We start from the raw sequence: 13,267 nt of genomic DNA on the forward strand, positions 1-13,267 counted from the left end.
CATCACCTTTTTGGCGCACGGCCATTCATAATTTGTTTAAGTAGCTCTCCCTGTCTGCGTTCCAAGTAGACCGGTAACTCCTTTTCAAGCTGCTTCATGGAGATAGCCATCATGAACCGACCTTCCACCCAATCGGTTTTTTCTCGGTTTCGATGGCCGTTTTCAACATAAGAGGCATATTCGGTATTATTGAATATCTCAACAACAAATGAATCGCCTTGCCTCTCTATACTACCTACTCGCCAATTCCTTCGGAGTTCCCCTGAATCCACTGGTGTACGCTTCTTGATCTTCCCTTCTCCACGGTAAGCCATTTCCAAGAGGAATTCATGAATGAAGCGTTCAATAACCCTTTCGTCTAAAGCCTTCTTGAATGCCTTTGCCATCTTGTCCATCTCAGCAAAGTCAAACTTCCCCCATTTTGCCATTAGGCTCGCTCTTTCCGGGTTAGGTTGACCTCCTGGTGGGTGGAATATGGCGGAAATGGCTCACCAGCAATAAAGTTATAGGTTCGGCCTTGACGAGTGATTGCAAGTTCATCCCCTTGAAGGATCACGATTTCCGGCGCAATGAACAACTTGGCATCATACTCAATTTGATTTTCGGCTTCCGTCTGCTTGTTACGAGCAAGCCCGGTTTGAGAGAGGCGGCAACGTTCATCAGGGTACACCACGTCTGGTCTTTGGACCGTTTTACCAGATGGAAGTTTGACATCAACTAACCGCTGAACAGTGACCTTATCGGTGTAGGTCTTTTCCATGATCTTTCGATATCGGCGTACATTACTCATAATTTACCACCTCAGTTTGCGGTACCGGATCAGGTCTGATGAATAAGCCTGTACCGCTGCCATACCCGATCCCCCACCAGCAGATGACTTCACCGAGGTATCCCCGATCTTCAGATCAATCTCGGTCATCAGAATATCATCCAATTCAGGTAAATGAGACTGATCCGATTTGAAGGCAGCCATAGCGATATTGGCCCAGGTAAACTTTAATGCAGTAGGAATTTCGTCTACAGTATCAAGGCCAAGGTAATTCATGATGTGTAAACCTGATTCATCGATGTAGGATTTGACCAAACTATCCAAGGAATCAGGGAGCTTGTAGCGCTGCTTGATCACCTCTGCCACAGCTTCATTCAACATGGCCGGCACCTACTTATCGTCTTTTTTGCCCTTCTTACCGTCGGTTTCATCTACTCCCACACGTTTAAAGCCCTTGGATTCCAGCGCCTTTGCTTTCGCCTCAGACTCCACCTGCTTAACCACGTTCAACATTTTCAAAGTAATCATTTCCTTGCTCATGAGATTAGCCTCCTGTCGTAACGCGGAATGCCGCGGTTTTGTTGTCCGGAATGATCACGTCATGATACTTGCGATAATCCAGTTTCCACGCATCAGCCTTCTGGTTCTCGTCTGGCGTAAAGATTCGGACCTTATCAGTTTTGCTGATCCCAATTGGGGCGTTACGCGGCGATACGATCCAGTTTACGTCTTTGGCGCCCGTTGCTGGCACAATGCCACCTTGCTCCTGCCCCGAAGTTTCCCCGTCATTGAATACATATTCCGTTTTCATACGACTGGAGGATACAGGAATCAACGGAATACCATCCAGCATCTTGATTTGGAGATTGATGCCACCCTGTGCAAATTGTCCGACATCGATCCGTTTTTGTAGCGAGGTGTTTCCGGTCAGGACTCCGTATGCCGGGTAGGCAATTGAAATCACCAATTGACTCAGATCCACTCCCATATCCGCCAAGTCGAAAATATCTTTATACAATTCCTTCAAAATCGTGCTTTCAGCCAACGCATATTCCCTGCTCTTTCCGGCTGCAGCGGCTTTAGCCGCAATGAAGCTGTACCGATAAGAATCGATCTCCGGGATCACCTCCACGCGTTGAAATTCGCTCATGACATTGGCGGCAGAAGCACCGAAGTTCGTTTCATCCACGTCCATTGCGTCTAACTGGAACGTACGTCCACGGTCCTGTGTCAACTTGTGGGTTTGGTATTTGTACGTAACGGATCCCTGTACAAAGCCCGAATCGCGATTATAATCGGCCAAACCCTGCACGGCAATTTCAGGGATCTTGATCTCATCGCCGCCGTTATAGATGACCTGACCCGCGTTACTCTCCATCCATCCGGACGTCGCTTGCTGCGTGATTTGCTTATCCAATTCGGTCTGAAATAGCTTTGCATACTCTAAAGTGTTAATAGGCATTTACACTCATCTCCTTGTTATCGTTATTATCGTTGTGAAAAAATACTAGATATTTCGGCAGCAACGGGATCGCCTTCACCGCTGCCCCTCCCGCCTTCAGCTGGCTTAGCTCCCTTGAAAGTCGGTCCGGTGTTCTCCTGTTTCTCGGCAAACAAAAAAGCCTTCGACTCCCGAAGACTCTTCACTTGATCCTCAAGCCCAGCCTTGATGCTGCCGTCCTCTCCGATCTCGATTTTCGTTTTATCCAACTGTGAAATGGCATAGTCTGCATCGTGTACGTCAGAACCTAATGCCAACTTCAATGCCGTATTGAGCTGCAATTCTCTTACATCTGCCGCATACTTATCGGCTGCCTCTTTATTGGATTCTTGGAGCTTGCTGATCTGTTCTTTAAGCGCTTCGTTATCCCCAGCATCCTTTTTTAAATCGGCCAGTTGCTTATCACGTTCACTCAGGTCACCTTCAAGCTTCTTCTTTGCCTCGTTCACTTCGTTGAATTTGTCTTTCGGGATCCATGCGCCGTCCGAGACAAGGGCAATCTTATGTTTATCACCCGCCTTTGCAATGACTTGGTTATAAAGCTCCTCACCAAGCAGTTCCTTCAAATCCATTATCAACACTCTCCCATTCGGTTTTTATGGCGCAACCCCGCCATGGGCAGCCGTGATGCTCCGGCCAACGAGCAAAGGGCTGTGACAGTCTCATTCACAGCCCGGTTATGGTGTAACCTCTTGATACTCAGCTTCAAAACTCTTCTTGTCCATTCGTCTCAGGACTCCTGCTGCGTCTTTAACAAGGTAATCCCCTTGATAAGCTTCGATGACGTCAAAGTTGCTGCGGATGATGCGCAATTTCACACCATACGTTCCAAAATCAACTGAAATAGGCATGCCTACAAAGGCAATGATTTCATTGATATGGGCTTGGTCCAACCCCTGAAACTGAATCGCCTGCACCGAGATACGCTTCTCATAAATTTTAGTTCCCATCAGGACGCCTCCTAGACATGTTTTTGATCATAAAAAAGCACCCTCGTGATTCAAGAGTGCCTGATATACTCTTTCTTCCAATCTTCATACTTCATTTCCGATGCCACATAAATTCTCTTACCGGTATGGTCCTTGGCGATCCGTTTGCCCGGGTTAACTTCGTCATCAAAATAGGCCGTTACCGTTGTGCGGCAGCGGGCATGAAATGGTGGATAGTTGACGCTCACTTCGCGCTCACTCAACTTGAACACCTTGCCGTCCATGTCTTGGCATATCGGGCTTGTACGACTATCCAGCGTAGCCAAAACCTCATACCGCTGTACGACGCCGCTATTCTTATACCCGTCAGCTGTTGCCTCGTTTATGATGTGGGCGCTCTCCGTCTGGACCAGCCTTTCAGCGGTTGAAGTCGCTACACCCATCTTCTTTGCCAACTGCTCACTGACCTTTTTGGCACTGTCTCCACGAATGAAGGACTGTGACAGGGTTGTCCGCAACTCCCGAAGCAGCTTATCACGGTCACTCCAGATCCGGGAGCTGTAGTTCTTGCCGTACCATGGCCGACCGATAACCTCCTGTACGGCTTCCTTATCAGCACGAGCAAATGAGGCGAGGATCCCGTTTCCGCCCTTGTTGATCTCGAAGAGGGTGCGGTGATAAGTATCCTCGTAAATATCGCCCAATAGCTTCCCTGTGCCCGTCTGCTGGCTTGCGGCCAACATTTCGACCTGTTGCCTCACTTGAAGCTGTAACGCCTCCAGACGGGTAACGCGGGTCCGATAATAGACGTTATCGAGTTCCTTGGTCCACTGGCCGTCTGTGTTGTTCTTGGCCTTCTTCCTGAACTCACTAAGGGTCATCTTAAACTCTGCCAGTTCGCCAGCTGTTAGAAGCCGCTTTGCTTCAACCATACTGACCTGATTATTCACAGCGAACCTAGCATAAAAGGATTCCAGATCCCGTTGAATGGACTTTTCAGCTAGAACATACTGCCTCCTGAGACCAGCTGCATATCGATCCGATTTCTCAAATTGCCGTTCGGCAACCTGTTCAGCCCGTTTACGCCAATAATCCCGCGGCTTCATGATGACTCATCTTCCAGTCCATCGTACTGGCCTTTGTTGAATCGCTCCTGATCAGCTGCCTCTTCTTCTTCAATCTGTTTGGTTTCATCATCCGTATTCGTAACCCACGGGTGATTAGCGCGGATAGTCTTGTTCGAGATGATCCCCACGCTGTCTTTAGCACTGGTTATTATTTCACTTTCGTTAATCGCCATGTCTCGATTGAAAATGAACGTAACCGTTGTCTCTGAATAGTCTTTCTTCGTGGTGTTGTAAATGTGCGTATCAATAAACCAAAGAAGTCGGCTGAGGCTGGCCTGGAACTCTGATTCTATATCATTCGCGTCTAAATCCAGGTCAGCATATAAATGTTTCAACGCCACGCCAGAAGGGCTATTTCCGAAGCGTTCCGACTGCGTGTCTACGCCCCGGCCAAACTCATAAATATCTTTGCGCGTCTGCTCGATGTGCATCTTGTGGGCTTCGGTGTCCAACTCTAGGGCGATTGTCTTTACATCGCCTTCTCCGCGGACAAAGATAACTCGATACTGAGAGACGTTTTTCCGAAATGAAGCTGCATCCGTACCGTCGTAATCCTTCACCACGTATGTGCTATTCGGCAGGTCTTCAAGGTTATTAGAGTTATCAGATCGGTTCCGATCGTAGTCATCGACCATCTTTTGAATGATATCAATGATTGGCTGCTCCTCGTCATTGTACTTAAAGCAGATAAACGGAACTTGCTCCCAGCTCATCGGATTTTCGACAGCTTCACCTTCTGGAGATTTACTTACAGCTGCAAAATGTCCTTTGGACTCCAGGAATCGGAATTCCCCACCGTCGGCAGCCTCGTAGAGCCTTACTCCGGTTGTGTCCCAAAACTCAGCTTTCCGGATAATCTTTTTCTGCTTAGCCTCATACATCGTCACCTCATACACCCTAATGACTGCATCGAGCTCCGTATGGGCGGCATCTCTCCAGAGCGGTATGACTTCATGAGGTGGAATACGCATAAACGATAGTTCGCCTTGCACGTTATAGTAGACTTGGAGCCAAGCCTTCCCGCAGTTGATAGCGTCCTTCCCCGTGTTCTTCAGCATTCGCTTAAAGTCTTCGTCAAAGTAATCATCCAGCAGATCCTGATATGTCTTGTCTTCCGTTTTCGGAATGAACGGACGAGACAATAAATAGCCGGTCTTCTGATCGACCAGCTTTCTCACAAAACCATGCGGAATACGGTTGTCTGCTAGATTTTTAACTTCAGATAGCTTTCCGTGGGCATCAATGACCTGGCGAGTACGCTCCAGAATTTTGTTTTTGACTCTGTAATACTTCTGGCCGAGTAGCATCAGCTTCCGCTCATCCGACTTTTCCCAATCCTTGATTTCTTCCCGAAGGATCTCATCGATGGTCATTGGTGCATTCAATTCGATATTCTGCAAAATCTCCTGTAAGGTATTCACAGTTCCCCTCCTCTCTTATTCGAACGACACACCACTCGGCTTCCGGATCTGCTCCATGGCGTACCGCAGTGCATCGATCGTATGGTTAAAATCATCAATCGGTTTATTCAGGAACTTCCCGGCTTTGTTCTGTTCCCAGACATAGCTTGAAAGCTCGATGCTCACGTTAGGGCAGTGGAACTTATGGACAATGATCTCGTACTGCTGCAGGTACTGAATGCCGACCTTGACGCTGTCGCTGCCTTTTTCCGCAGCACGGATCCGGCTTATGCCCAGCCCGCGGATCTCGTCGATTGACTTTGGCTCCGAGGAATCGGCGATAATTCGCTCCTTGGCATACCCCTTCGACTTGATCATGGTCGCGATGTCATCGTTCATCATGCCGTGTTCATAATGCTCGTCGAAGATATACAGCTTCTTCTCTTCCTTGTTCACCAGTGCAGCCACAAGAGCCGTCGGGTCATTGGTGTAACCGAAGTCCAGGGCGAACACTGCGCGGTACCCTGGAAGCTTAGCGATCGCTCGATAATCAAATTCCTCTTCTCGCCAATCTTCAAATATTGCACCCTCGGCAATTCCCCAATCCCCGTCACCCTCAACCCTGTGACGCTTCGGCTTATGCTTCTTCATCCAGGCGAACCGTTCACGGTCGTCATCACCCAGGAACTCGTTACAGCGGTAAGTTGTCGTCATGGCTAACGTGTGTGGATCCGGGTTATCGAAGAAGCGGGACTTCAACCAGTGCTTTTCGTTCCAGGGGTTAAATGTCAGCGTCAGCTGCTTGAAGTACCCTTCCGGCATCTCACCCCGTATGGACATATCCACCTTGTCGAAATCATCTTCATTCATGATTTGATAGGCTTCTTCAAACCACGCCCAACACAAATAGCCGGTGTCCACCGTGATAGAGGTGATCGACATCGGATCATCGAGGCCCCGGAACAAAATCTTCTGACCGGTGGGCTTGTATATAGCCTCTAGCGGGCTCTTCTTGAAATTCCATAGATGAGCTACCCCAAGCCGGTTAACGGCCCATTTGAGCTGTGCCCATGTGCTGTCCTTATGAGTATTGAACGTCTTCCGGAGGACCAGCGTATTCGCCAGCGGCATCTTCATCATGTTGTACGGGATCCAAAGTGCATTCGTTACGCTCTTCTTGGATCCTCGGCCGCCCTTAACGACCCGGTAACGACCTTTGTAGCGCCAGAACTCGGCATAACCTTTTCCGACGGTCTGCTGTAAGCTGATTTCTCTACTCATGCAGATCATCCTTAAACACAACGACTTCCGGATTCGTTTCGTTGTTGATTTTCTCGACCTCACCTTTCAGCCTGGCGATCCGTAGCTCCTGTTCTTCGGTCGCTAGATCCGTCTTCAGGAGTTCGTCATATTGCTTGATCAGGCTTTGAAGCGTACCCATGGCCCGGCTCTGGGCCTGGAGGAATGTGGCCTGCTTATCCCAAGCCTGCTGAACTTCCCAGCGCTCGCCCCAAACGTTGCCGCCTTTCTCCTCGATCTTGGTCGTCGTGACGTCGTCCCGATCCTTAACGTACATAATCTGCTGCGCTCGGATGATGGCCGTATACTGGATCATGATGTTATCCCACATGATGTCCAGCGGCTGCCTCGTTTGTAGCTGCTCCATGATCTCCAGAGATTCAGCCGGCAGATACTTCTGGAAGAAACCATGTGTAACGGCCTTATCATTGCCTGGAGGACCGCCTGGGCCGCCGCGGTTCCCAACAGCATTCTTATTTCCCTTAGGCGCGCCGCCTTTATTTGTGTGCACCCTTTTCGGTTTGTGTGCACCCTTTTCGCGAGACCAGCCATGCCTTTGCTTCCAGCTTTTGACGGTGTTAATCGAGACCCCGTATTTATCAGCAATCTCTTGATATTTCATGCCTAGCAGATAATCCTGCTCAGCCAATATTCTTGCTTCCGCCATTTACACGATCACCACCCCCGGCGTTGTGTTGGTTTTGTAATAAAGAAAAAAGCACCCGTTAAGGTGCTCTGTTATTTATCGTGTCTAGCAACTGCCGCATTCGCCCAGAATACCGACTGTTCCAGATTCGTCATAGCAAGCGACTTCTCACGGCTGCCTGGAGCCAGTTCATCGATCAGATAGGCAAGCTCTTTGGCTTTCTTCCGGATCGCCTGATAGACCTCCGGTTGTCCTGGTGTCGGGGCGTGATAACTGAAATTGTTCTCAATTTGTTGGTTCATGTCGAACATTCCTCTCAGGATAATAATAAAAAGGCCGCCTCGATCCGAGACGGCAAAAAGGGGAGATGATAAAGGTTTTGAATAATCCGAACGGCAGGATTTGAACCCACACTACTTACGCCCAAGGCAAGCGTGCTACCCAGCTACACTACATCCGGAAATGATGGCACCGGCATCAGGAATTGAACCTGGATCCTCTGCTCTCTGTTATGACAGGGGCCCCGCAGCGCTCTACCATTGAGCTATACCGGTGAAAATAAAAAGAGGCGGTAACCTCAAGGAAATCCATCAACTACCGCCTCCTTACATGAAGGGCACAATATCATATTAACACGGAGTATTTGGCCTTGTGGTTAACCCGTTATATATGGTTTGTCGCCCTTTTGTAACTTGTTTGTCTTCTTGCCCTAGGAAGCCAATCTGCAGAACTCCTCTATGGCTTTTTGCTGCCATTTGTAGAACGTTTGCCTTACGATATTTAGCTCTCTTGCGGCTTCGCCCGGATCAACTCCATCCACGAATCTCATCCGAAGTAGTTTCGCATAGTTCGGTTTAAATTCCTCCAATGCATCCAATACTGCATCGATCCGATTTACTTCTTCCTGTAGGTCCTGAAGCCTTGCCAAGCGCTCCATAATCTCCTCGATCCCATTCCGAATATCGTACCCTCTTGCCTCGATCACCTTTTGAATCTTTCGCCGCAAATCTTGAAGTAGCTCCGTGTCTTCCGGATCCATCCCCCGCGCAGGTACGGCTTGCTGCTGGGCTTTAACACCGGCAGGGTAACCCGATATGTAAGCGTGGGCTACGTTCTCCAGTTTCTGTTCTCGCGCTGAGAGGTACATGTATGACGGTAGGCCTCGCAACTTCCGGTGCAGCTCCTGCAGCTGGTCATCCTCATTCAACCGGGATACGGTGATTCCGGCACCCACGCTATACGTCGATAGTGCCTGTATGCGGGCTTTCTTTTGACGGTATTGGGAAAGCTGCTCTATCACCTGTTGTTCTATTTTCATGATGCCTTCATCCTTTCTATTCTAGCTTTAACGGCTTCCATCAAGGCATCTTGCCCTGCAGCTTTACGCTCCAATGCTGCCACGGCGTCCTCATCCATTGTCCCCTCGGCTACCAAGTGGGCGACCACAATATTATGCCTCACTCCTTGACGGTGAACTCTTGCATTAGTCTGCTGGTATTCTTCCAGGCTCCAAATCTGATCAAACCAGACAACCGTCCGACAACTCGATTCCTGAAGATTCAGGCCGTGACCAGCTGACTTCGGATGCAAAAGCAACAGTGGGATTTCGTCATTATTCCAAGCTCGGATATCTTCATTCCCGTCTTTGCCTTTCCGCAGGATCCGCGCTTGTGGGAATCGCTCTTGGATCCGCGATAGGCTATGCTTAAAATAGTAGGGCACCATAACCGGCTTTCCGTTGGCAGCCTCGATCACATCCTCCAAGGCATCCAGCTTGGCATCGTGGATCAGCTTCACACCCTTTTCCTCATCGTACACAGCACCGCTGGCCATCTGCAGCAGCTTATTCGACAGGACTGCGGCCGTTTGCGCTACCACATCAGCGTCAAGGAATGGCAGAAGCAACTCCTTCTCCAGTTTCTTGTACTGCTCCCGGGCTTTCTGGCTCAAAGGAATTTGAATCGTCCGATCGATCCGTTCAGGCAGCTCCAGCCAATCCTCGGCTTTCATACTGACGGCGATATCCGATATAGCCTCATATACCCGTTCCTCTGCTTCCTGCTTGGCTTTCCATTCGTAGACCACATGGCCGCTACGGCTGCCTGGTGTAAAATAACGATCGCGATAACCGGTTATCGTCTTACCAAGTCGTTCCCCCTGATCGATCAGATACATCGGCGCCCATAGATCCATAAGGCTGTTCGGTGCCGGCGTACCCGTCAGGCCGATCACACGCTTCATCATTGGCCGGACCCTGCGAAGGGCCTTGAAGCGTTTTGCTTGTGGGTTCTTGAAGCTGGATAGCTCATCGATCACCACCGTATCAAACGGCCACTGGCTGCCGTACTCGCTGACAAGCCACTCTACATTCTCCCGGTTGATCACGTAGATGTCCGCCTCTGCTTTCAAGGCTTTGCGTCGAACCGCGGCGCTCCCCAAAACCTTACTGATCCGGAGATGTCTCAGGTGGTCCCACTTCTCAATCTCTCGGGCCCAAGTGTCATCTGCAACCCGCAGCGGTGCGATAACTAAAACACGGCTAGCATCGAAATAATCGTTCAGCAATAAGTCCATAGCGGTCAAAGTGCTAACGGTTTTCCCTAATCCCATGTCAAGCAGCAAGGCTAAGAATGGGGTATTCAGGATCCGCTTGGTGGCATACTCCTGATATTGATGCGGTTTATACTTCATTTGGCGCTCACCTCGTCTATAAACCGGTCAATGTCCTCATTCGAATCAATTTTATAATGTCTGTGGCCCATGCTAAGCAGCTTTCTTTTCCAACGCTCCTGTAAGGGCTCCAGTTGCTTACCCGGTGCTTTCATCTCGACATATATCGTTTGACCGTTAGGAAGAAGGACAATCCGGTCCGGTACTCCTCGATTTCCTGGGCTTACCCACTTTGGCGCTTGCCCGCCGATCTTTTTGACTTCACGGACCAAGCGGCGTTCCAGTGTAGACTCTCTCATATTTGCTCCTTTCAACAGGTTGCCAAATTGCCCCCTACACGCACGTACTGCGTTTTTACGCGTTTAAGTTATATTTCCGTATCCCTATATGGGTTAATTAATATTTTTACTTAAATAGTAGATTTTACGGCAACAACGGAAACAGCAAGCCTTAGCCCCTTGGTACGCTTGCGATTGACTCGATTGCCGTAAAATCAAATTCTCGTCAACCTAAGGAAACATTGGCAACCTTTCACGGCAACAACGACAACGCCTCGGCAACCCTTTACGGCAACCTTTCAAAAACACGTTGGACTCCATAACCTGGGACGCGGGCCTTACCTTTTCTTTCGACCCAACCTGGTATGCGGCGGAGTATGTCCATGATGTCCTTTCCATCCCAGGGCTTCATATCTCCGCGCTTTTTACCAAGGCACTCCGTCCAAATCTGGGCCGCACAAACACGTTCACACATGTCATCGGTAGGGCGCCCCATCTCATCCTCTAAAGGCATATCAAGCCACTCTTGGATAATGCCTTCTCGCGGATCCATCTCCATATGCGCAGCTTGTTGTCGTTCCGCCTCCATGCGGGCTTCGCTGTCAAGCTCCAAGGTTTCCCCCGCCTTAAACCAGCTCAATACCTCAGCCCATATTTGGCTCACTTCTTCCTCGGTCAATTCCTCCCAGTGACTCTTTACAGCTCGATCGGGGAATATCTCGATGGGCCAAAAGCGCCGGTTCCCGGTCGCATCCCGAAGAAAATCACGGGTATTCGTTGTCCCGAAAAATACACACTTCCGTGGGAACTCAGATACCTGGCGATCATAAGCCACCCGGTAACGGTCCTCGGTCTTGGATAAGAACGCCTTAACCTCTTCAACCTCGGTCTTTTTCATGGCCGACAGCTCGCCGATCTCAAAGATCCAGCCACTCTGCAGGTGTTCCCCGGCTTCCTTATTCTCAAATGTCCGTAAGGAATCGGAGAACCATTCACGTCCTAGCTTCGCCAGTAGAGAGCTCTTCCCGGCACCCTGAGGCCCCACAAGAACTAGCATCTGGTCAAACTTACACCCTGGTCGGTATAGCCTTGCAACGGCTGCCAGCAGCATCTTCCGAGTCGCCTGCTTGGTGTAATGGATGTCTGAGGCGCCCAGGTAATCAATAAATATGCGTTCTGCCCGCGGCTGGCCGTCCCATTCGGTGCTCTCGACATAGGACTTGATCGGATGAAACGTATTCCGGTGGACCACCTCAGTAAAGGCGTTTTGGATCGTCTTAGCCGAATTAATACCGTGTACCTTGGCAAACCAATGCTGAAGCCGTTTATCATCGGCACCCAACCATGGCTCATAGGAGCGTCCCAGACGTTCCTGTCCACGCCACGGCAGCGATCGCCGGATAACTTCGGTGTTACCGAAAGCGTCATAAGCAAGCGTCTCCTGCCATAAACCATAGGTTAAGATCAGTTCGACATTCCCGGCTGTCGGCAGCAGCTCACCGCTTTTATGGTGCCTCTCAAGCTTTTCAGTCCAGCTGTCATCCTCCGGATCGTCAGGGCCGCTGTCCTCATCATCGAACGCGGCAGCCATCTCTGCGAAATCTGCTTGTTTCTCTGCAGCCGCCAAACGTTTAACCTCCGGCCGCTGGATCGCCCATTGCTCCATAGCCATATGACTTGGCTTCTTCGCATCCGGAGTGTGCTCTTTCACCCGTTCGTCCAGATGACCGAATTTATGAACTCGTACAAGGTCAAAAAGATTATAAGTGCGTCCGTCTGCGATCGGATCGCTGTCTTGATGTGAGAATGCAAGATCCTGATCCGGATAGACTTCCAGGCCATTACCGCTGGAGCCCTTGGTGTATGTGTACCGATCCGGCATCGATCCCTTTTCATAAACATCCGATAAAAAGGTTTCGATCCCTTCTTCAATAGAGAAGGCCCTACAGAAGAGGCCGATCGTTCCGAACTTCTCCCGGGGATCCTGCGCCCTCTTGGCTGCCAGCTGAGCAGGAGATTTATCTTCTGGGTGCCGCGGCCAAGCCATAACATCATGCCAATCGGCGTATTCATCGAGGATCCGATCCACATCAAGTGGCTCCCCCTCGAAGACTTCCATGACCGGGACTGCGTCCTTGCTGCAGCTCGGCAGGTACATAAGTCGGTGGACGTCAAACGTGGTCTTGTCGAAATACTCCATGCCGATATGCTCCGACAGTTTGCGGCTAACGGCTGCATATTCATCCGGGCTCATGTTCCGATCCACCGGGATGATCAGACGGTATTTCGGTTTCTCTGGCCGATGGCTGTGGGTAGAATAGATAACGTAAGCCGACCCACCTAGAACAAGCTCAGCTGAGAACAGAAAATCATCGTCTCCTCGATCGACATCCAAGGTAATTAAGCTCCGACTATCGACATTCTCTTTCTTACGCCGCCCCGTCCGGACAAGCCCGCCAACAAAAGCGGGCCCATCCTTCAATTTACCGCGGGCATTGTTGTTCATCTTGTCATACTGGGCCATCGTCTCTGCCGTCCGCCGGACCTTCCGCAGCCGGTCCACGAACTCATCCCAGGTCAAATATTCAGTTTTCCAGTTCGTATCAGCCCGGTGCTTGCCGAAGCTAATGTCCAGTTCCTGCATGATG

The 13,267-nt window shown here is 50.0% G+C and carries 16 protein-coding genes, 1 tRNA gene and 1 pseudogene; all 18 read right to left on the reverse strand.

The window, feature by feature from the left end; all coding sequences use genetic code 11:
- Window positions 1-2: 2 nt before the first annotated feature.
- A complete protein-coding gene (locus ABEQ74_RS00580) occupies window positions 3-428 on the reverse strand; it encodes an HK97 gp10 family phage protein (RefSeq protein WP_430118379.1) in 426 nt (141 codons plus the stop codon).
- Entirely contained in the window at window positions 428-790 is a 363-nt protein-coding gene (locus tag ABEQ74_RS00585; RefSeq protein WP_430118381.1) for an ABC transporter ATP-binding protein, read from the reverse strand. Before ABEQ74_RS00585 ends, ABEQ74_RS00580 begins: the two co-directional genes overlap by 1 nt.
- Window positions 791-793: 3 nt before the next feature.
- Window positions 794-1,150: a hypothetical protein gene (locus ABEQ74_RS00590; protein ID WP_430118383.1), complete on the reverse strand. Its 357-nt coding sequence runs from the start codon at window positions 1,148-1,150 to the stop codon at window positions 794-796.
- Window positions 1,151-1,159: 9 nt separating this feature from the next.
- Complete coding sequence (locus ABEQ74_RS00595; RefSeq protein ID WP_430118385.1) at window positions 1,160-1,309, reverse strand: hypothetical protein; 150 nt, start codon at window positions 1,307-1,309, stop codon at window positions 1,160-1,162.
- A 4-nt stretch (window positions 1,310-1,313) separates the two neighbouring features.
- Complete coding sequence (locus ABEQ74_RS00600) at window positions 1,314-2,231, reverse strand: hypothetical protein (protein WP_430118387.1); 918 nt, start codon at window positions 2,229-2,231, stop codon at window positions 1,314-1,316.
- Window positions 2,232-2,257: 26 nt separating this feature from the next.
- A complete protein-coding gene (locus ABEQ74_RS00605; protein WP_430118389.1) occupies window positions 2,258-2,842 on the reverse strand; it encodes a phage scaffolding protein in 585 nt (194 codons plus the stop codon).
- A 105-nt stretch (window positions 2,843-2,947) separates the two neighbouring features.
- A complete protein-coding gene (locus ABEQ74_RS00610) occupies window positions 2,948-3,220 on the reverse strand; it encodes a hypothetical protein (RefSeq protein WP_430118391.1) in 273 nt (90 codons plus the stop codon).
- Between the two features lie 50 nt (window positions 3,221-3,270).
- Complete coding sequence (locus tag ABEQ74_RS00615) at window positions 3,271-4,305, reverse strand: minor capsid protein (protein WP_430118393.1); 1,035 nt, start codon at window positions 4,303-4,305, stop codon at window positions 3,271-3,273.
- Window positions 4,302-5,747, reverse strand: coding sequence for a phage portal protein (locus tag ABEQ74_RS00620; RefSeq protein WP_430118395.1), 1,446 nt, complete (start codon window positions 5,745-5,747; stop codon window positions 4,302-4,304). Before ABEQ74_RS00620 ends, ABEQ74_RS00615 begins: the two co-directional genes overlap by 4 nt.
- Before the next feature lie 15 nt (window positions 5,748-5,762).
- Window positions 5,763-7,007 (reverse strand): PBSX family phage terminase large subunit, encoded by a 1,245-nt coding sequence (locus ABEQ74_RS00625; protein ID WP_430118397.1) that lies wholly within the window; start codon window positions 7,005-7,007, stop codon window positions 5,763-5,765.
- Window positions 7,000-7,692 carry a phage terminase small subunit gene (gene terS / locus ABEQ74_RS00630; protein WP_430118399.1) on the reverse strand — a complete coding sequence of 231 codons (693 nt, stop codon included), beginning with the start codon at window positions 7,690-7,692 and terminating at the stop codon, window positions 7,000-7,002. Before terS ends, ABEQ74_RS00625 begins: the two co-directional genes overlap by 8 nt.
- Window positions 7,693-7,763: 71 nt before the next feature.
- Complete coding sequence (locus tag ABEQ74_RS00635) at window positions 7,764-7,973, reverse strand: DUF7681 family protein (RefSeq protein WP_430118401.1); 210 nt, start codon at window positions 7,971-7,973, stop codon at window positions 7,764-7,766.
- Between the two features lie 85 nt (window positions 7,974-8,058).
- Window positions 8,059-8,131 (reverse strand) — tRNA-Pro (locus ABEQ74_RS00640).
- Window positions 8,132-8,137: 6 nt separating this feature from the next.
- A pseudogene (locus ABEQ74_RS00645) lies at window positions 8,138-8,225 on the reverse strand.
- A 155-nt stretch (window positions 8,226-8,380) separates the two neighbouring features.
- Window positions 8,381-8,989: an RNA polymerase subunit sigma-24 gene (locus tag ABEQ74_RS00650; protein WP_430118403.1), complete on the reverse strand. Its 609-nt coding sequence runs from the start codon at window positions 8,987-8,989 to the stop codon at window positions 8,381-8,383.
- Window positions 8,986-10,362: an SNF2-related protein gene (locus ABEQ74_RS00655; RefSeq protein ID WP_430118405.1), complete on the reverse strand. Its 1,377-nt coding sequence runs from the start codon at window positions 10,360-10,362 to the stop codon at window positions 8,986-8,988. The genes ABEQ74_RS00650 and ABEQ74_RS00655 overlap by 4 nt, the downstream gene beginning before the upstream one ends.
- On the reverse strand, window positions 10,359-10,655 hold the full coding sequence (locus ABEQ74_RS00660; protein WP_430118407.1) for a VRR-NUC domain-containing protein: 297 nt from the start codon (window positions 10,653-10,655) through the stop codon (window positions 10,359-10,361). Before ABEQ74_RS00660 ends, ABEQ74_RS00655 begins: the two co-directional genes overlap by 4 nt.
- A gap of 250 nt (window positions 10,656-10,905) precedes the next feature.
- The gene (locus ABEQ74_RS00665) at window positions 10,906-13,263 is read right to left on the reverse strand and encodes a VapE domain-containing protein (protein ID WP_430118409.1); all 2,358 of its coding nucleotides are present in this window, start codon (window positions 13,261-13,263) and stop codon (window positions 10,906-10,908) included.
- Window positions 13,264-13,267: the final 4 nt, after the last annotated feature.

Origin of the sequence: Paenibacillus solani, from assembly GCF_050475945.1 — a bacterium.
Classification (GTDB): domain Bacteria; phylum Bacillota; class Bacilli; order Paenibacillales; family Paenibacillaceae; genus Paenibacillus_AQ; species Paenibacillus_AQ solani_A.